Source organism: Paracoccus benzoatiresistens, from assembly GCF_026913015.1.
Lineage (GTDB): Bacteria > Pseudomonadota > Alphaproteobacteria > Rhodobacterales > Rhodobacteraceae > Paracoccus > Paracoccus benzoatiresistens.
The window spans coordinates 109,528-127,299 of sequence record NZ_JAPTYD010000005.1; the positions used below are offsets into that span (position 1 = coordinate 109,528).

Sequence of the window (17,772 nt, forward strand, 5' to 3'; positions counted from 1 at the left end):
GAACGCCATCTTTGTCGCCTGTTAAAGGACGAACTGCGGCGATCCGTCCTGATCGCCGGAAGTTCGACGGCATCGGGCGCGATCCAGGATTGCGCCGGCCACGATCGCCGTATGATCCCAGCCCCGAAGATCGCCTCCCGAAGCTGCGGCGGCACGGGCCATCCGGTCGCGCAGCATGTTGTCCTCCAGCACCAATCGCAGGGCCGCCGCAAAGGCCGCCGCGTCGTCGGGCGGCACGAGAAGGCCTGCCGTGGCGGGCACGGTGTCGGGGACCGCGCCCGTGTTGCAGCTGACGATCGGCAGGCCGTGGACCAGAGCCTCGTCGAAGACCAAGCCGTAACCCTCGTATCGGGTGGCAAGCGCGAAAATGGTGGCCTGGGCATAAAGCCGGTCCAGCACGTCCTGCGCGACCCGTCCGGCCAGTGTGATGCGGGCGGCGGCGGAGCTTTCTGCAACCTGCCGGGCCAGGGCATCGGCGCAGGCGGCGTCCCAGGGATTGCCGACGATGACCGCATCCCACGCCAGATCCGGCAGGCGCGAAAGCGCATCGACCAGGATGTCGTGGCCCTTGCGGGGGTGCAGGATGCCCACGGACAGGATCAGGGGCGGCGATGCCGGTGCAGGGGGCAGGCGCGGGCGATCAACCCCCGGCCGGGCAATGGTGATGCGCTCGGGCGGGACATCGTAGCGCTCGATCAGGATCCGCCGGGTGTGCGGGCTTGGCACAAGGACGTGCCGGGCCAGCCGCAGGTTGTCGTATTCGGTCCGGAACAGATGATCGCGTCGCGCCGCGTCCAGGCCGCTTTCCAGGGACAGCGGGTGATGGACCATCGCCACGATGGGCGCCCGGACCTGCGCCAGGCCCGCCGTGTCGATGGCGCCGAAAACCAGCCCGTCCAGGATCAGCGGCCGGTCGGGCGGCACGGCCGCCAGCGCGGCAAGGGCTGCCTTCATCTCCTCGGGGGAAGGGTCGGGAAAGCTGGCCGGCAGTTCCAGGTGCAGCATGTCGTGGCCGATCCGGCGCAACCCCTCCAGCAGGCGGCGTTCATAGATATAGCCGCCGGTCAGGGTGGCGATGTCGCCCGGGATGGCGAAGGCGGCGGGGCAGGGGCTCACCGGTCCACCTGCTCGGGGGCGAAGACGCGCAGCACGCGGCGTTCGATCCAGGCGACGCCGCCGTAGCACAGGGCCGAGGCCATCGTGACCAGCACCACCGTCAGCCACAGCATGGTGTAGTCCGACACCGATGCCGACAACACCATCAGGTTGCCAAGCCCGCGTCCGGTCGCCAGCCACTCGGCCACGGTGGCCGCCAGGATCGCGGCGGGCACGCCCATCCTGGCCGAGGCGAAGAAGGCGGGCAGCATCGCCGGGATGCGGACATGGACCAGTTGCTTCAGGGGCCCGGCGGCATAGCCGCGCAGGATGTCCAGGATCTGGCCGGGCGCCTGCCCCAGCCCGTGCTGGCAGGCGACAAAGGTCGGGAAGAACACCATCAGCGCGACCAGCGCGATGGTGCCCGGCGCGCCCCGACCCAGCAGCAGCACGACCAGGGGCGCGGTGGTCACGATGGGCACCGACCGCAGCGCGATTGCAAGCGGCGTCACCAGGCCGGACAGGACCGGCGCCAGAAACAACAGCACGGCAAGCGCCGCGCCAAGCGCGAGCCCGGCCAGATAGCCCGGCAGGACAAGCGCCGCCGTCTGCGCGGCCGCCTGCAGCAGCGCCTGCCGGGTGGCGGCGGCATCGGGCGCGGACGTCAGCGCCGCCAGCAGATCGGGCGGGCGCCTGGCGAAGAAGGGGTTCAGGTGCAGCGCCTCGGTCCCGCCCCACCACAGCGCCAGCACCGCTAAGACCAGCACCGTGGCGCTGCCGATGCGGCTGGCCGCCGATCCCCGCGACAGGCGGGGCGGGGCCAGGATCACGGGCGGGCGTTCCAGCCTGAACCGGCGGCCGAGGGCGCCGACAGCCAGATAGGCCGCGATCGAGACGCCCGCCGCGACGATGGCCACGGACCACAAGGCGGGCACATCCAGGTCGCGGGTAAAGCGGATCGTCAGCACGCCCAGGCCACGCTCGGCCCCCGTGAACTCGCCCACCATGGCGCCGAGGAAGGCGGCGGGGGCCGCGATCTGCAACCCCGCCAGCAGATAGGGCAGCGAGGCCCGGGCGCGGACATGGACCAGCGCGGCCAGCCGCCCCCGGCCATAGCTTGCGACCAGGTCGAACCAGACCGAAGGCGCGGCCCGCAGCCCCGCCAGCAGCGGGATCAGCGTGGTGTAATAGACCGCCAGCGCCGCCAGCGTGATCTGCGGGCCATTGCCCGGACCCATCATCACGCGCAGGATCGGGCCGGTGGCGACCAGAGGCAGGCAGAAGACCACCAGGGCAAGCCCGGTCAGCAGCCCCAGGGCCCGCGGCCACAGCATTCCCGCGACGGCGATCAGGACGGCGGCCAGGTTGCCCGCCAGAAATCCCCATGCGGCATTCGTCAGGGTGACGGACAGCGCGCGGGTGATCAGTCCCGGATTGTCGGCCAGCCAGGCCAGCACCGCCATCGGACCGGCCAGCACGAACTGCCCCGCCGCCACCGCCGCGGCCAGTTGCCACATGGCCAGCAGCAGGACCGCCGGTCCCGCCCGACGCACAAGCGTCGTCATTGCGCAGCCAGTGCCGGGCTGTCGGCCACGCCCTGCGCCAGGGCCGCCAGGGCCTGCGCCGCGATCCGCCGGAACGCCGCGCTCTCGGTCACTTGCACGGGGCGGGGATGAGGCAGCGGCACCGGCAGGTCGGCCACCACGCGCGCCGGCCGGGGCGACAGAACGAGGATGCGGTCGGACAGCAGCACGGCCTCGTCCACGGAATGGGTGACCAGCAGCGTGGTCGTGCCCAGGGGCTGCCACAAGGGCGGCAGGTCGCGGGCCAGCTGGCGGCGGGTCAGTTCGTCCAGGGCGCCGAAAGGTTCGTCCAGCAGCAGCACCTGCGGCCGCGTGGCAAGCGCCCGCGCGATGGCGGCGCGCTGGCGCATCCCGCCCGACAGCGCGGCCGGGCGGGTTTCCTGAAACCCTTCAAGCCCCACCAGGCCGATCAGTTCGTCCACCAGGCGCGGATCGGCGGGCTGGCGCGCCAGCTTGCGGGCAAGCGCGATATTCCTGCGCAGCGTCAGCCAAGGCAGCAGCGAGGGATCCTGGAAGGCCATCGCGATTGCCCCCTTCGCCGCCTGCCGCGCTGGTGGCAGCCCGGCAATGCTGACCTGTCCTGCCGAGGGCTGATCCAGCCCCGCGACCAGCCGCAGCAGCGTCGACTTGCCGCAGCCCGAGGGGCCGACCAGGGCTGTCGTCTGGCCCGGCGCGAAGGTCACATCCAACGGTTCCAACGCGATGACGCCGTTGTCATGCGTCTTCGCCAGGCCCGTGCAGGTGATTGGGGCGGGCGGTCTATCCGGCATGGACGTCTTCAAGGATGGAGCGGTCCCACAGGTCGGGCGTCACCGTCCGGCCCAGAAGGGACAGGGTCCGGATGTTTTCCTGCACGCCCTCGTCCGTCCACCAGCCGAAGCCATGTGCGTCGGTCAGGCCGGAAAACATCAGCGGCACCTGCCGTTCCGCCTGAAGCCGCTGCGTCGCCGGATCCAGCCCGGCGTCGGGGAACATCTCGACCGTCAGATCCGCCGCAGCATCGGTGTCGGCCCGATAGGCGTTCCAGCCCCGGCCCTCGCCCGCCATCAGCGCGACCAGGTCCTTGCGGCGGTTGGTCAGGCTGTCGGTGGTCGCGATATAGGTCTGCGAATGAAGCGCATAGCCGTGATCGGCCATCAGCATGGTCCGCGCGGCAATCCCCCGCATCGCCATGGCGACGGGCAGGTCGGTTTCCCAGCACAGCAGGCCATCCACCTCGCCCGCCATCAGGGGTTGGGCGGAATACTGGGTCGGCACGATCCGGATAGCGGCGAAATCGACATCGTTCAGGCGGCACAGGGCCTGCAGCACGGGCGTGTTCGCGACCGCCATGCCGATGCGCTTGCCGGGCAGGTCGGCGGGCGTGTCGATCGGATTGTCAGGCAGAGAGGCGATGACAAAGGGGTTCTTCTGCATGGCCACGCCGATGATCCGAAAAGGGGCCCCCTGTGCGACCGCTGCGGCAGCATAGTCGGCGGCCGAGATCCCGACCAGCGCATTGCCCGCAACCACCGGGGGCTCCACCGGGGCGTTCGGGCCGCCTTGCAGCAGCGAGACCTCCAGCCCCGCATCCCGCCACCAGCCGTTCCGCAGGGCGATATAGCTGCCGGCGAACTGGACCGAGTGCAGCCAGGACAGTTGCAGGCCCACCGGCGTTTGCGCCCAGGCGGCGCGACCGCGACATACCGTGGCGCCCGCCGCGACGCCCGCAAGCCCCGCGATGACACCGCGCCGGGTCAGCGCAGCGGCGGCCCCCGGCGTGGCGGGCGGCACAATCAGGCGGGCGGGGTTCTGGTGGCCGGACATGGACAAAGCCTAGGCCGGGCGCGGAATGCGTCAAGCGGGATTTGCGCCTCTGTTCAGATCGTTGCCCTTTCGTTACCATCACGAAAGAGGGAGCCCCCGCGATGCCAGACCGTTTGCCAGGTTACCGCCCGCCCGCCCGATGGCTGCACTGGATCGTGGCCGTTGCCGTGCTGATGATGATCCCGGCGGGGCTGGTGATGACGCAGGAAGGGCTGCCAAGGCCCGTTCAGGACACGCTGTTCATCTTTCACAAGAACCTGGGCACGCTGCTGATCCTGGTCATCCTGGTGCGGGTGATCTATCGCCTGACGCATCGCCCGCCGCCCTTGCCGGACAGCGTCCCGCCCTGGCAGCGGCGGGCCGCGGCGGTGTCGCATGGCATGCTTTATGCCCTGCTGGTCATCATGCCGATCAGCGGCTTTGTCCGCGTCCGCGCCGGCGGCTACCCGATCGAGCTTCTGGACCGCCTGGGCTTCGGGCCCTTGATAGGCAAGTCCGAGCGTCTGGCGGACGCGGCCTCGGCCCTTCACGCCGCTGCGGCCTTTCTGCTGATCGCCGTGCTGGCGGTCCATGTCGCGGCCGCGCTGCAGCACGCGCTTATCCGTCGGGATGGTGTGTGGTCGCGGATGTGGCCGGGGCGCGGCTGATCACGGCCGCGCGGCGCAGGGCCGCAAGATCGGCGCTGCCGGTGCAGAAGCAGGCGGTGCGCAACTGTTGCAGGACCACGTCCAGCTGCCGCTCCAGCGCCTCGGGACCGTCAAGCGCCGCGGCCAGGACCGCCCCCGCCAGCGACACGAGATCCGCGCCCAGCCGGATGGCTCGGGCGGCATCAAGGCCCGTGACGATGCCGCCCGAGCCGATGATCGTGGCCTGCGGCGCGGCCTGCCGCGCGCCCCTGATGGCTTGCGCCGTCGGGATCCCCCAGCCGGCAAAGCAGGCGGCGACCTGCGCCGCGGCGCGGTCGGGCGCGCGCGCGGCCTCGACCCGCGCCCAGTCGGTCCCTCCTGCGCCCGCGACATCGAAGATCGTCACGCCCTCGGCACTCAAGCGGGCGACGACGCTGGCGGACAGGCCCGCGCCGACTTCCTTCACCACGACCGGCACGGGCAGGTCGCGGGCCAGGTCGCCGATCCTGGCGGCAAGGCCCCGCCAGTCGCGGTCGCCTTCGGGCTGCACGGCCTCTTGCAAGGGGTTCAGGTGCAGGATCAGGGCACTGGCGCCTATGGACTCGATGGCGCGCAGGGCCTGGTCGCGGCCAAAGCCGCGGTTCAGCTGCGCCGCGCCGAAATTGGCCAGGATCGGGATGTCGGGGGCAAGCTGCCGCAAGGTGCGGTCCAGCCCGGCGGCCCCGCCGCCTTCGATCATCACGCGCTGCGATCCCACGGCCAGCGGCAGGCGCAGCTTCTGGCAGACCTGCGCCAGGGCGCGGTTGATCGCCCCCGCGCGGCTTGGCCCCCCCGTCATCGAGCCGATCATCACCGGCGCGCTGATCCGATGTCCTAGAAAATCGGTGGACAAATCGATGTGGTGCCATGAAACTTCGGGTAGAGCGACGTGTTCGAACAGGACCGCCTCCAACCCGGTTGTAACCGTCGGGCCTGCCTGCCCGGCAAGCACGACATCAAGATGCTGATCTTTGCGCGAGGAAAGCTTGACACCGGAAGCATCGTCTTTTCCAAGCGGGGGATCGGGTTGGATCATCTGCGGCAGCCCTTATCGTTTCGCGTTGTCCCTGTTGGGCCTCAGCGCCAGCCCTGAAGGACTAGTTTCATGCACCAGAGCGCAATAGACAAGGCGAAGGCAGCGGCCTGGCATCCCGATGCGCAGGCGGGCTTCGCGCGCCAGCTTGACCTGCGGATCGCCCACCACCTGTCGCAGCTTTCCCCAGCCCCCGCCCGCCTGGTCGAGGCCGCGCGCGACGCCATGTCCAGCGGCAAGCGGCTGCGGCCCTATCTGCTGCATCTGGTGGCGGGCGATGCCGCCGACGGGGAGGCCGTCTTGGACATGGCCGTTGCGCTGGAGATGGTGCATACCGCGTCCCTGATCGTGGACGACCTGCCCTCGATGGACAATGCCACGCTGCGCCGGGGCAGGCCCACCACCCACGCCCGGTTCGGCGAGGCGACGGCGATCCTGACGGCCATCGGGCTGCTGAACCACGCGATCTCGATCGCGAACGGCCTGGAGGGAATGGACGATGGCCAGCGGGGGGCCCTGGTTTCCATCCTGTCCGGCGTGATGGGATGGCAGGGGCTGGTCGCCGGGCAGGAGCTGGATCTGAACGGCTTTTCGGACGAAGACGACGCGTCAGGCGACGCGCTTGGCCGGGTAACCCGAATCAACGCGCTGAAGACCGGCGCGCTGCTTTGTGCCGCCGTCGAGGCCGGTGCGATCCTGGCCGGGTGTACGGATGACAAGCGCAGCCTGCTGCGCCGCTTTGGCGAGGATCTGGGCCAAGCCTTCCAGATCGCCGACGACCTGATCGACCTGCTGTCCGACAGCGCCACCGCGGGCAAGGATTGCGGGCAGGACATCGGCAAGGAAACCTATCTGGCGGTCTATGGCGCCGACGAGGCGCTGCGCCGCTGCCGGGCGCTTCTGGCCTCGGCGGACGAGGCCCTTGTCAGCGCCGGGCTGACGCCCGATCCGTTCCGCAGCATGATCGACGCGATCTTCGCGCCGATGCTGGACCGGGTGCCGCAGGCCGTGCAAAAGGCCGGCGTCGCGTGATGACCTGCCGCGTGCCCCGCTGATCACCGTCCCCACCGTTGCCGCGACGGAGGGGGTGGCCTGCCGGACGCATGAAGACATCCATGCGCCGCCGGAGCCAAGGCCGGTCAAGGAACTGGCCCGCAACCGCAGGGTGCAGGCGTCACGGGCGGAGGTAAAGCCGGTCGCGGCTGACAGGTGCGGCGCGGCGGCGCGCGGCCAGGATCGTGGCCGCCGCAGCCTTTGCCGCCAGCCGCAGCTTTTCACCGGTGCCGGTGGACAGGCGCCCGTTCCAGGCGTCCGGCCCCTGGGCGCGCAGCTTGACGCCGATCTGGCGATAGATGTTGCGGGCGGCGGCAATGGCCAGGGCCGGGCGGCGGGGCAGGGCCGCGATGCCGACATCGGCGCTGCGGTAATAGATCTCGGCATCGTCCAGCAGGCGCAGCGCCACGCGGTGCAGGGCGGCGCGCCGGGCCGCGTCGTCGGGATCGATGGCGCCGATCCCCTCGGCCGCCAGCAGGTCGCGCGGCAGATAGGTCCGGCCGATCCGCGCGTCGTCGATCACGTCACGGGCGATGTTGGTCAGCTGGAAGGCGATCCCGAGGTCGCTGGCCCGGTCCAGGACGGCCTCGTCCCGGATGCCCATGATCCGCGCCATCATCACGCCCACCACGCCCGCGACGTGATAGCAATAGTCCAGCAGATCGTTCATGTCCCGATACACGCGGCCGTCCACGTCCATCCCGAACCCGTCCAGCAGTTCATCGACATGCCGGTGGGGAATGTCGCGCGCCGCGACCACGCGGGCCAGTCCGGCATAGACCGGCGCGGTCGGCTGGCCCTGCAAGGCGCGGTGCGTCAAGTCTCGCAATTCGGCCAGCCGGGCCGCGGGATCGGTCACGGGACCTGTCGCAAAGCCCGCCTCCTGCCCGTCGATGACGTCATCCGCATGGCGGCACCAGGCATAGAGCATCACGCAATCCTCGTGCATCCCGCGCGGCAGGAAGCGCGAGGCCAGGGCAAAGCTCTTGGAGCCCACGGCGATGGATTGCCGGGCCTGGTCCAGGGTCGCGTCGCTCATCGGGCATCCTCCAGCATCAGCGAGGCGGTCGCCTCGGCCGATCCCACCACGCCGGGAATTCCCGCCCCGGGATGGGTGCCCGCGCCGACGATGTAAAGGTTGCGCAGCCGGTCGTCGCGGTTGTGGGGGCGGAACCAGGCGCTTTGGGTCAGGATCGGCTCGATGGAAAAGGCCGAGCCCAGATGCGCGTTCAGTTCCGACCGGAAATCCAGCGGCGTGAAATGCCGCACCGTCATCAGGTCGCGCCGCAGGTTCGGGATATAGCGCGCCTCAAGATAGTCGAGGATCCGGTCGCGATAAACCGGCGCGGTCCGCTCCCAGTCGGGATCCACCGTTCCCAGATGCGGCACCGGGGCCAGAACGTAATAGGCGCTGCATCCCTCCGGCGCCAGATCCGGGTCCGTCACCGAGGGCGCGTGCAGATAGAGCGAGAAGTCGTCGGCCAGGCTGGTGCCCGCGAAGATCTGGTTGACCAGTTCGCGATAGCGCGGGCCGAACAGGACCATGTGATGCCGCAACTCGGGCCGAAGCCCGCGCAGGCCGAAATAGACCACGAACAGCGACATGGAATGGCGCTTCGCCGCCAGACGGTCCCCCTGGGGGTCGCCCAGAAGGCTGCGATAGGTATGGACCACGTCGGCATTGCTGGCGATCATGTCGAAAGGCTGGCGCTGCCCGCCCGCGTGGATGGCGGTTGCACGGTTGCCTTCCGTCTCGATCCGCTCCACCGGGGCGTTCAGGTGGATTGTCCCGCCCAGTTCGCGGAACAGCCGCACCATGCCAGCCACCAGCGCCCCGGTGCCGCCCTTGGCGAACCAGACCCCGCCCTTGCGTTCCAGCGCATGGATCAGCGCATAGATCGACGAGGTCGAAAAGGGATTGCCCCCCACCAGCAGCGTGTGGAAGCTGAAGGCCTGCCGCAGGTGTTCGTCCTTGATGTGCCGCGCCACCATCGAATGGACCGACCGCCAGGCCTGCAGCCGCGCCAGTTGCGGGGCAGCGCGGATCATGTCCGAGAAATGCAGGAACGGGACCGAGCCCAGCTTCTCGTATCCCTCGCGATAGACATCGCGCGAATAGGCGAGGAAGCGGCGATAGCCCTGAACATCGGCGGGGTTGATCGCATGGATCTGGCGTTCGATCGCGTCCTGGGCGTCGGCATAGTCGAAGACGGTGCCGTCTTCCCAGCACAGGCGATAGAAGGGATTGACCGGCAGCAGCGTCACATGCTCGGCCATGTCGCGGCCCGACAGGCGCCACAGCTTCTTGAGGCATTCCGGGTCGGTGATCACCGTCGGCCCGGCGTCGAAGGTGAAGCCCGCGTCGTGATAGACATAGGCCCGCCCGCCCGGCTTGTCGCGCTTTTCGAAAACGGTCGTGGCGATGCCCGCGCTTTGCAGGCGGATGGCCAGCGCAAGGCCGCCAAGGCCCGCGCCAATCACGGCGGCCGTCTTGCCAGGGGAGGGGGTCATGCGGGTCTTTCCTTCAACTTTCCGGGCAGGCAGCGCAAGGCCCTGGCAACCGGTACGGGGGGGCGCCCGGTCAGGATGCGCGCCTTGTCGGTCAGCGTGCTCTGGCCTGCGTAGAGGCGTTCGATCAAGGGTTCGGGCAGGCGGTAGAACCGCTCCATCACGCGGCGGCGCTCGTCCGGGGCGGCGGCCTCGAACAGCATCCGCGACAGCAGGCGGTAAAAGCCCTGCCGCGCTGCATCTTGCAGGCAGTCGCGGCGCAGGGCCTTGGCCAGGGGGCGGGGGCCCTGCTGCCAGTGCCGCGCGATCAGGTCGGCGCTGCGCATGGCATGGGGCAGGCTGTAGCCCGTCAGCGGATGAAACCGCAGCGCGCGCAGCCCGATCGTGGGAATGTCCGAGGGCATGCTGCGCCAGAAGGCATGGGCGTCGAAGCGCAGGGTGATCGGCAGGACGCCGGCTTCCTCGCGCACCACCTCGGCGATCTCCCAGCCATGGGCCGCGACGTAATCCGCGATGCCGGCGCGCTGGCGGTCCGCCGACAGATGGGCGGCGTCCGAGTAATACGTGGCCTCGACCAGCAGGCGGTTGTCGTCGAAGGGCAGCAGGTAGAAGAAGCGATAGCCGTCCTGCTGGGGCACGGTGGCATCCATGATGACCGGCCGGGTCAGCCCGTGGGGTCCGGTCAGGCGAAGCTCCTGGCCCAGGAATTTCTGGAAGCGTATCTGGATTGCCGGATGAGGCCGGAAGCCGCGCGCGTCGATGGCAATGCCGGCCTCGATCCGCTGGCCGTCGGACAGGGTGATCCCGCGCGCGTCCACCGCCGTCACCCGGGCTTGCAGCGTGGCGACGTTCGGCAGCGCCCTCAGCGTCGCGCCCAGGCTCTCGGCATCGAGCGAGGCGTAACCCGACCGCAACTGCCGCCCGTATCCGGGAAAGCGCACGTCCTGACCGTCCCACGCGCGCCGGATCGCCGGGGCCAGCCATGCACGCTGGCCTGCATCGATGTCGCTGTCGTGAAAGGACCAGGTATGCCCGGCCAAGGGATCGGGCTTCTGATCGACTAGCAGCACGCGCGCCGCAGGCGCAATCCGCATCGCCGCCAGAGAGGCGGAGAGGCCGGCGCCCGCAATCACGATGTCAGAGGAGGGTGGTGTCATATCCCGTTGATCTTGTAGCCCCTTGTCACGGCAGACGACGCCCTTACTGTGGCAACGATGAAAGACGAGAACCGTTCCGCCGTGCCGCCTGCGGTGCCACGATCTGCCACCCCGCGGCCGGTTGCAAGCGCTTTGCCGCGGCTGCATGGACGGGGCCGGCAGGCCGCCTTGTTCATCCTGCTGGCCCTGGCCACCAAGCTTGCGTTCCTGACGGTCCTGCAACGACCCCTGGGCTGCGATTGCGCGCAGATCTGGGCCTTGCCCGGCGATGTGCGGCTGAATTCGCGCACGATGCTGGATCCCTACAGCCTGCTGCACGTGATCTTCGGCGCGGTGCTGGTCAAGCTGGTCCGGTGGAAGCGGCCCGACTGGCCGTTCTGGACCCTGATGGCCGCGCTGATCGTCAGCAGCACCATCTGGGAGGTCGCCGAGAACCTGCCCGCCAGCATCGCCCTGTTCGGCTATTCCGCGGGCGATCCGCTGGCCTATCACGGCGACAGCATTTCCAATTCGATAATGGATACCCTTGTCGCGGTCCTGGGCGCACTGCTGGCCTTGCCGCTGTCCGGGTGGCTGGTCGGCCTGGGCGCCCTGGGGGGCGAGGTCCTGCTGTCGGCCTGGGTCGGCGACGGTTTCCTGATCAGCCTGTGGCGCGCGTTCGGGGGCTGACAAGGGCCTCTATCTCGTCCACCGCGCCGGCCGCGCCGCGCCAGCTGTCGCCCTGGGCCGCAAAGCCGCGCGCGGTGGTGCGAAAGCGCGAATCAGACAGCAGCGTCCGCACCGCATCGGTGATCCGCACCCGGCTGCGCTGCCAGGGCTGCAGCCGGAGCCCCGCGCCGCAATGGGCGACCCGCGCGGCAACGCCCGGCTGGTCATGGGTCAGCGGCAGGGCCAGCATCGGCACCCCAGCGGCCAGGCATTCCAGCGCGGTGTTCAGCCCGGCATGGGTCACGCACAGATCCGCGCGCTCCAGCACCGCCTGCTGGGGCACGAAGGGACGGACCCAATCGGCGGGGATCGCCCGCGCCTGATCGTCGGACAGGCAGCCCGCATGGGACAGCAGCACCTGCGCGCCGGCCTGCCGGCATGCCTGGGCGATGCGCGCCAGCAGCCCCGCCCGGTGACCCTGCAGCGTGCCAAGCGAGGCATAGACGAAGGGTCGCCCCGCATCGGGCTGGATGTCGGACGGAAAGTCCTGCGCCATCTGCCCGCGCCGGAAGGGGCCAAGCTGCGCCATCCGCGCACCCGTGACCGGCCGGGGATAGTCAAAGCCCGGCACCATCTGCGACAGCGTCAGATCGGGGGACAGGCAATCCTGCAACCGCCCCAGATCGCCCACCTTCCATTCCCGCGCCCAGCGGCGAATCACCCGCGACTGCGGCAGCATCAGCAGATCGGCCACCCGTTCGCCCCCGGCATTGCGTCGGAGGCCCTGGGCAGTGGTGTCATGCGGCCAGCCGAGGAAGGGCAAGGGGATCCCCGGCTCGGCGTCCATCGCGACGGCGCAGGCGACCGAAACCAGCGGCACCCCGAGCGCGCGGGCCAGAAGGCCCGAGGCGGGCTCCATCTGGTCGCCCAGGATCAGGTCGGGGCCGATGTCGCGCAGCAGCGGCGGCGCGTCGCGGCACAAACGGTCCGTGCGGCGGGCGCCGGTTGCGATTTCGGCCAGCAGGCGGCGGGGCTGCGGGTATGCGGGCGGGCCGGGCAGAGTGGCCTGGGCCACGCCGCCCTGCAGGGCAATGCCCGGTTCCGTCAGGAAGATCGCCTGATGGCCGCGGCGGGTCAGTTCCCCGGCCAGCGCCTCGAAGGCGCGCAGGTGGCTGTGGAGCGGCGGGCAGATCAGGACGGCGCGCATGAAACCTCGGGCATGGGACATGACTGTCCTGCCACAATCGCGTGCGGGTTGCACTTGTGCTTTCATCGCGCTTTCCGTCAGGGTGAGGGGAAGGGAGGGCCAGGGGTGCAGGTTGAGCTGATCATCTTCGATTGCGACGGCGTGATCGCCGACAGCGAGGTCCTGTCGGCCTCGGTCCTGATCGACCAGTTGGCCGCCCTGGGCATCACCGTCACGCCCGCCCATGTGCGCCGCCATTTCCTGGGCCGCAGTTTTCCCACGGTCGCGCAGAGGATCCGCGAGCAGTTCGGGCAGCCCTTGCCCGACAGTTTCGAGGCGGATTACCGCGCCCGCCTGCTGGATCGTTTTGCGATGGAACTGCGTCCCACCTCGGGCTTCATGGCGATGCTGGACGCGCTGCAAATCCCCTCCTGCATCGCCACGTCCTCCAGCCCTCAGCGCGTGGGGCGGACGCTGGAGGTGCTGGGCCTGGCCGGCCATTTCGCGGATCGGGTCTTCACCGCCAGCCAGGTTCGCCACGGCAAGCCCGCGCCGGACCTGTTCCTGCTGGCCGCCCACCGCATGGGCTGCGCGCCTGCCGACGCGCTGGTGATCGAGGACAGCGCGCCCGGCGTCGCGGCGGCCCGGGCGGCGGGAATGCGCATCCTGCATTATGCCGGTGGCGCCCATCTGCGCGGCTTGGAACCGATGGTCCTGCCAGAGGGGGTTCGGTCCTTTGACAACTGGGGGGATTTCTCGCAACTGTTGCTGGACCTGCAGCAAGGAGCCCCGATCCCGTGAACGCCACCCGTTTTTCCCCCGAGGCGGTGCGACTGGACGATGCGGCGCGGGCCGGCTGGCTTTATTACGTCGCCGGCAACACGCAGGAGGAAATCGCCCGCAAGCTGGGCGTCAGCCGGCAATCGGCGCAGCGGCTGGTGGCGATGGCGGTCAGCGAAAAGCTGATCAAGGTCCGCGTGGACCATCCGATCGCGCGCTGCATGGATCTGGCGGGTGCCCTGTCGGATCGCTTCGGGCTGATGTCCTGCGAGGTCGTGCCCTCGGACCCCGACGCGCCCGGGCTTCTGACCGGCATCGCCATCGCGGCGGCGGCGGAACTGGAGCGGGTGCTGAAATCGCAGGACCGGCGCATCGTCAGCCTGGGGACGGGCCGGTCGCTGAAGGCCACGGTGGAACAGCTGCCGCGCATGTCCTGCCCGCAGCACGTCGTCGTATCCCGGCTGGGAAACATGATGCAGGACGGCTCGGCCTCGCCCTATAACGCGACGATCAGCCTGGCCGAGCGGATCGGCGCCCCGCACTATCCTTATCCCCTGCCGGTGATGGCGCGCGATCCCGCCGAACTGGCCGCCATGCGGGGGCAGGAGGCGGTGCAGAACACCATCCGCCTGTGCGAGAAGGCCGATCTGTCGCTGGTCGGCATCGGCCAGATGGACCGCAGCGCCCCCCTGTTCGTGGACGGCTTCGTCAGCGCAGCCGAGATGGATGAACTTGCCACGCTGGGCGCCCAGGGCGAGATCACCGGCTGGGTTTACGATGCGAATGGCCGAGTGATCGACTGCGCTTTCAATGCCCGTGTCGCTTCCGCGCCCCTTCCGCGCGCGGCCGAACGCCCCGTCATGGCTGTCGCCGCCGGCGAGGCGAAGCTGCCCGCGATTCGTGCGGCGCTTCTGGGCGGTCTGGTCAACGGCCTGATCACATCGGAAGCCACGGCCGAGCATCTGCTGGCCTCCTGAACAGTCCATTCCTGCCTGCGCAAGACAATTGCCGCTTTGGGCAATGGCTTTTGCATGTCAAACTTGCGGATTGACAGAGTTCGTCAGCTTTGTGAATATTTGCCCGTCGCGATGGCAAATGCCCATTCGACAAGGGAGGATAGCATGACCATGACTTTTCGCGCCCTTCTGGGCGCGACGGCCCTGTGCGCCACTGCTGCAGGTATCGCTGCTGCTCAGGACAACGTCACCCTGACCATTGCCACCGTGAACAACGGCGACATGATCCGCATGCAGGGCCTGACGGGCGAATTCACCGCCGCGAACCCGGGCATCACTGTCGAATGGGTGACGCTCGAGGAAAACATCCTGCGCGAGCGCGTGACCACCGACATCGCCACGCAGGGCGGCCAGTACGACATCCTGACCATCGGCACCTACGAGGTCCCGATCTGGGCCAAGCAGGGCTGGCTGGCGCCGCTGGAATTCGACGAAGCCTATGCGGCCGATGACCTGATCCCGCCCGTGCGCGACGCGCTGTCGGTCGATGGCAAGCTGTATGCGGCGCCCTTCTATGCCGAATCGGCCATGGTGATGTACCGCACAGACCTGGCCGAGGCCGCGGGCGTGACCATTCCCGAAAGCCCCACCTGGACCGACATCATGAACGCCGCCAAGGCCATGACGGACAAGTCCAAGGAACAGTACGGGATCTGCCTGCGCGGCAAGCCCGGCTGGGGCGAGAACATGGCCTTCCTGACCGCCATGGCCAACAGCTATGGCGCGCGCTGGTTCGACACCGACTGGAAGCCGCAGTTCGACAGCGCGGAATGGAAGGCCACGCTGACCGACTATCTGACGATGATGAACGAATACGGCCCCCCCGGCGCATCGTCCAACGGCTTCAACGAGAACCTGTCGCTGTTCCAGCAGGGCAAGTGCGGCATCTGGATCGACGCCACCGTCGCCGCCAGCTTCGTGACCGACCCCGAGGATTCGACCGTCGCCGACAAGGTCGGCTTCGCACAGTTCCCCAACAAGGAAGGCGTGGACAACCACGGCAACTGGCTGTGGGCGTGGAGCCTTGCCATCCCGACATCCTCGGATGCGCAGGACGCGGCCAAGACCTTCATCGCCTGGGCCACCTCCAAGGGATATACCGAACTGGTGGCAAGCAAGGAAGGCTGGCGCGCGGCTCCTCCGGGCACGCGGACCTCGCTTTACGAGAATGCCGAATACCAGAAGGAAGCGCCCTTCGCGGAGATGACCCTGACGGCGATCAACGCGGCCAATACGCAAAAGGCCTCGGTCCAGGACATTCCCTATACCGGTGGTCAGTTTGTGGCGATCCCGGAATTCCAGGGCATCGGCACGGCTGTGGGCCAGCAGTTCTCGGCTGCCCTAGCGGGACAAATGTCGGTGGATGACGCGCTGGCCGGCGCCCAAAGCAACACCACGCGCGAGATGACGCGCGCGGGCTACATTAAGTAACGAGTAGGCGTTTAGCGTTCGGCACCGCCCGTCCCCTCCTTCGGGCGGTGCCCCCTCGGGGGCATCCAAGCCTCCCCCGCGTCGTCTAGGGAGTTTTCGCCATGGCCACCCGCCAGACCCAGGGGCTTGCCCGGCTGATGCGCGCGCCTGCCATCATCCTGCTGTTCGTGTGGATGATCGTGCCGCTGTGCATGACGCTGTATTATTCGTTCCTGAACTACAACCTGCTGAACCCGACCATGACCAGCTGGGCGGGGTGGTTCAACTACCAGTATTTCTACACCGACCCGGCCTTCTTCGAGGCGATCCGGAACACGCTGGTGCTGGTCCTGGGGGTGCTGCTGATCACCGTCGTGGGCGGCATCGCCATCGCCATGCTGATCGACAAGCCGATCTGGGGGCAGGGGGTGGTGCGGATCCTGGTGATCTCGCCCTTCTTCGTGATGCCGCCGGTCGCCGCGCTGATCTGGAAGAACATGATCATGCACCCAAGCTATGGCGTGCTGGCCGATGTGGCGCAGTTCTTCGGGGCAAGCCCGGTGGACTGGTTCGCGCAATATCCGCTGACGGCGATCATCCTGATCGTATCTTGGCAATGGCTGCCCTTCGCCACGCTGATCCTGCTGACCTCCCTGCAATCGCTGGATACCGAGCAGATGGAGGCGGCCGAGATGGACGGCGCGCCCGCCCATAGCAGGTTCCTGTATCTGATCCTTCCGCACATGGCCCGCGCGATCACCGTGGTGATCCTGATCCAGACCATCTTTCTGCTTGGGATCTATGCGGAAATCCTTGTGACCACCAATGGGGGGCCAGGAACGGCGTCCACCAACCTGACCTTCCTGATCTATCGCGCCGCGCGCCTGAACTTCGACATCGGCGGTGCAGCGGCAGGAGGCATCATCGCCGTGATCCTGGCCAACATCGTCGCGATCTTCCTGATGCGCGTCGTGGGCCGCAACCTGGACTGAGGGGCAACACATGGCACGCGCAACATCCCGCAACGCCAGGGTCGGCTGGACCGTCGCCGCATGGTTCGTGGCGCTGCTGATCTTCTTTCCGATCCTTTACACGATCATCACCAGCCTCAAATCCGAACAAGAGGCCATCGCGGGCTTCGACCTGATCCCTTCCTTCACGCTGGAAAGCTATCAGACCGTTCAAAGCCAGAACAACTACTGGCGGCCCTTCACGAACTCGGTGATCCTGGCGGTCGGCTCGACGATCCTGGCGCTGATCGTGGCGATCCCGGCGGCCTGGGCGATGGCCTTCTCGCCCACGAAGCGGACCAAGGACATCCTAATGTGGATGCTGTCCACCAAGATGATGCCCGCCGTGGCCGTGCTGGTGCCGATCTACTTGATCTTCCTGCGCACCGGGCTGATGGACACGCGGATCGGGCTGACGATCCTGCTGATGCTGATCAACCTGCCGATCGTGGTCTGGATGCTGTATACCTATTTCCGCGAAATCCCGGGCGAGATCCTGGAGGCCGCGCGGATGGACGGGGCCAGCCTGCGCGACGAGATCCTTTATGTGCTGACGCCCATGGCGGTTCCCGGCATCGCGTCCACGCTGCTTCTGAACATCATCCTGGCCTGGAACGAGGCCTTCTGGACGATCCAGTTGACCACCACCAATGCCGCGCCCTTGTCGGCCTTCATCGCAAGCTTCTCCAGCCCGCAGGGGCTGTTCTGGGCGAAGCTTTCGGCGGCATCCGTCATGGCGATCGCGCCGATCCTGGTGCTGGGCTGGTTCAGCCAGAAACAATTGGTCCGTGGGCTGACCTTCGGCGCCGTGAAATAAGGGGA

At 68.4% G+C, this 17,772-nt stretch carries 17 protein-coding genes; 8 read left to right on the forward strand and 9 right to left on the reverse strand.

Annotated features, from left to right (window positions below; genetic code table 11):
- Positions 1–21: 21 nt before the first annotated feature.
- Genes OU682_RS06270 through OU682_RS06285 form a run of 4 tightly spaced genes read right to left on the reverse strand, consistent with a single transcriptional unit; the run spans position 22 to position 4,418 of the window.
- Entirely contained in the window at positions 22–1,116 is a 1,095-nt protein-coding gene (locus tag OU682_RS06270; RefSeq protein ID WP_268941215.1) for a glycosyltransferase family 4 protein, read from the reverse strand.
- Entirely contained in the window at positions 1,113–2,660 is a 1,548-nt protein-coding gene (locus tag OU682_RS06275; protein ID WP_268941216.1) for an ABC transporter permease, read from the reverse strand. Before OU682_RS06275 ends, OU682_RS06270 begins: the two co-directional genes overlap by 4 nt.
- The gene (locus OU682_RS06280; protein ID WP_268941217.1) at positions 2,657–3,448 is read right to left on the reverse strand and encodes an ABC transporter ATP-binding protein; all 792 of its coding nucleotides are present in this window, start codon (positions 3,446–3,448) and stop codon (positions 2,657–2,659) included. Before OU682_RS06280 ends, OU682_RS06275 begins: the two co-directional genes overlap by 4 nt.
- Entirely contained in the window at positions 3,438–4,418 is a 981-nt protein-coding gene (locus tag OU682_RS06285; RefSeq protein ID WP_371832215.1) for an ABC transporter substrate-binding protein, read from the reverse strand. The genes OU682_RS06280 and OU682_RS06285 overlap by 11 nt, the downstream gene beginning before the upstream one ends.
- A gap of 167 nt (positions 4,419–4,585) precedes the next feature.
- Here OU682_RS06285 and OU682_RS06290 point away from each other — a divergent pair, with 167 nt between their 5' ends.
- Positions 4,586–5,131 carry a cytochrome b gene (locus tag OU682_RS06290; protein WP_268941219.1) on the forward strand — a complete coding sequence of 182 codons (546 nt, stop codon included), beginning with the start codon at positions 4,586–4,588 and terminating at the stop codon, positions 5,129–5,131.
- On the opposite strand, the gene fni is transcribed toward OU682_RS06290, so the two are convergent.
- Positions 5,082–6,185, reverse strand: a complete 1,104-nt coding sequence (gene fni / locus OU682_RS06295) for a type 2 isopentenyl-diphosphate Delta-isomerase (RefSeq protein WP_268941220.1) — start codon at positions 6,183–6,185, stop codon at positions 5,082–5,084. The genes OU682_RS06290 and fni overlap by 50 nt on opposite strands.
- Before the next feature lie 69 nt (positions 6,186–6,254).
- On the opposite strand from fni, the gene OU682_RS06300 reads away from it, so the two are divergent.
- A complete protein-coding gene (locus OU682_RS06300) occupies positions 6,255–7,214 on the forward strand; it encodes a polyprenyl synthetase family protein (RefSeq protein ID WP_268941221.1) in 960 nt (319 codons plus the stop codon).
- Between the two features lie 142 nt (positions 7,215–7,356).
- On the opposite strand, the gene OU682_RS06305 is transcribed toward OU682_RS06300, so the two are convergent.
- The 3 genes from OU682_RS06305 to crtY are packed head-to-tail and all read right to left on the reverse strand — an operon-like array spanning position 7,357 to position 10,900.
- Positions 7,357–8,274, reverse strand: a complete 918-nt coding sequence (locus OU682_RS06305) for a phytoene/squalene synthase family protein (protein WP_268941222.1) — start codon at positions 8,272–8,274, stop codon at positions 7,357–7,359.
- Complete coding sequence (locus tag OU682_RS06310; protein ID WP_268941223.1) at positions 8,271–9,746, reverse strand: phytoene desaturase; 1,476 nt, start codon at positions 9,744–9,746, stop codon at positions 8,271–8,273. The genes OU682_RS06305 and OU682_RS06310 overlap by 4 nt, the downstream gene beginning before the upstream one ends.
- Positions 9,743–10,900 (reverse strand): lycopene beta-cyclase CrtY, encoded by a 1,158-nt coding sequence (crtY, locus tag OU682_RS06315; protein WP_268941224.1) that lies wholly within the window; start codon positions 10,898–10,900, stop codon positions 9,743–9,745. Before crtY ends, OU682_RS06310 begins: the two co-directional genes overlap by 4 nt.
- A 168-nt stretch (positions 10,901–11,068) precedes the next feature.
- Between crtY and OU682_RS06320 the strand changes: the two genes are divergently transcribed.
- Positions 11,069–11,569: a DUF2585 family protein gene (locus OU682_RS06320; protein ID WP_268941225.1), complete on the forward strand. Its 501-nt coding sequence runs from the start codon at positions 11,069–11,071 to the stop codon at positions 11,567–11,569.
- On the opposite strand, the gene OU682_RS06325 is transcribed toward OU682_RS06320, so the two are convergent.
- Positions 11,541–12,776, reverse strand: a complete 1,236-nt coding sequence (locus OU682_RS06325; RefSeq protein WP_268941226.1) for a glycosyltransferase — start codon at positions 12,774–12,776, stop codon at positions 11,541–11,543. The two genes, OU682_RS06320 and OU682_RS06325, sit on opposite strands and share 29 nt — an antisense overlap.
- Positions 12,777–12,860: 84 nt before the next feature.
- Between OU682_RS06325 and OU682_RS06330 the strand changes: the two genes are divergently transcribed.
- From OU682_RS06330 to OU682_RS06350, 5 genes are all read left to right on the forward strand, one after another.
- Positions 12,861–13,535: an HAD family hydrolase gene (locus OU682_RS06330; RefSeq protein WP_268941227.1), complete on the forward strand. Its 675-nt coding sequence runs from the start codon at positions 12,861–12,863 to the stop codon at positions 13,533–13,535.
- Positions 13,532–14,491: a sugar-binding transcriptional regulator gene (locus OU682_RS06335; protein ID WP_268941228.1), complete on the forward strand. Its 960-nt coding sequence runs from the start codon at positions 13,532–13,534 to the stop codon at positions 14,489–14,491. Before OU682_RS06330 ends, OU682_RS06335 begins: the two co-directional genes overlap by 4 nt.
- A gap of 144 nt (positions 14,492–14,635) precedes the next feature.
- The gene (locus OU682_RS06340; RefSeq protein WP_268941229.1) at positions 14,636–15,961 is read left to right on the forward strand and encodes an ABC transporter substrate-binding protein; all 1,326 of its coding nucleotides are present in this window, start codon (positions 14,636–14,638) and stop codon (positions 15,959–15,961) included.
- Positions 15,962–16,062: 101 nt separating this feature from the next.
- Entirely contained in the window at positions 16,063–16,932 is an 870-nt protein-coding gene (locus tag OU682_RS06345) for a carbohydrate ABC transporter permease (RefSeq protein ID WP_268941230.1), read from the forward strand.
- A gap of 10 nt (positions 16,933–16,942) precedes the next feature.
- Entirely contained in the window at positions 16,943–17,767 is an 825-nt protein-coding gene (locus OU682_RS06350) for a carbohydrate ABC transporter permease (RefSeq protein ID WP_268941231.1), read from the forward strand.
- Positions 17,768–17,772 lie beyond the last annotated feature (5 nt).

Bases quoted from the DNA above. Each gene is read 5' to 3' on its own strand.
- OU682_RS06305 (WP_268941222.1), bottom strand. From the start codon at position 8,274: ATGAGCGACGCGACCCTGGACCAGGCCCGGCAATCCATCGCCGTGGGC.
- OU682_RS06275 (WP_268941216.1), bottom strand. From the start codon at position 2,660: ATGACGACGCTTGTGCGTCGGGCGGGACCGGCGGTCCTGCTGCTGGCC.
- fni (WP_268941220.1), bottom strand. From the start codon at position 6,185: ATGATCCAACCCGATCCCCCGCTTGGAAAAGACGATGCTTCCGGTGTC.
- OU682_RS06280 (WP_268941217.1), bottom strand. From the start codon at position 3,448: ATGCCGGATAGACCGCCCGCCCCAATCACCTGCACGGGCCTGGCGAAG.
- OU682_RS06325 (WP_268941226.1), bottom strand. From the start codon at position 12,776: ATGTCCCATGCCCGAGGTTTCATGCGCGCCGTCCTGATCTGCCCGCCG.
- OU682_RS06300 (WP_268941221.1), top strand. From the start codon at position 6,255: ATGCACCAGAGCGCAATAGACAAGGCGAAGGCAGCGGCCTGGCATCCC.
- crtY (WP_268941224.1), bottom strand. From the start codon at position 10,900: ATGACACCACCCTCCTCTGACATCGTGATTGCGGGCGCCGGCCTCTCC.
- OU682_RS06350 (WP_268941231.1), top strand. From the start codon at position 16,943: ATGGCACGCGCAACATCCCGCAACGCCAGGGTCGGCTGGACCGTCGCC.
- OU682_RS06310 (WP_268941223.1), bottom strand. From the start codon at position 9,746: ATGACCCCCTCCCCTGGCAAGACGGCCGCCGTGATTGGCGCGGGCCTT.
- OU682_RS06290 (WP_268941219.1), top strand. From the start codon at position 4,586: ATGCCAGACCGTTTGCCAGGTTACCGCCCGCCCGCCCGATGGCTGCAC.
- OU682_RS06345 (WP_268941230.1), top strand. From the start codon at position 16,063: ATGGCCACCCGCCAGACCCAGGGGCTTGCCCGGCTGATGCGCGCGCCT.
- OU682_RS06340 (WP_268941229.1), top strand. From the start codon at position 14,636: ATGACCATGACTTTTCGCGCCCTTCTGGGCGCGACGGCCCTGTGCGCC.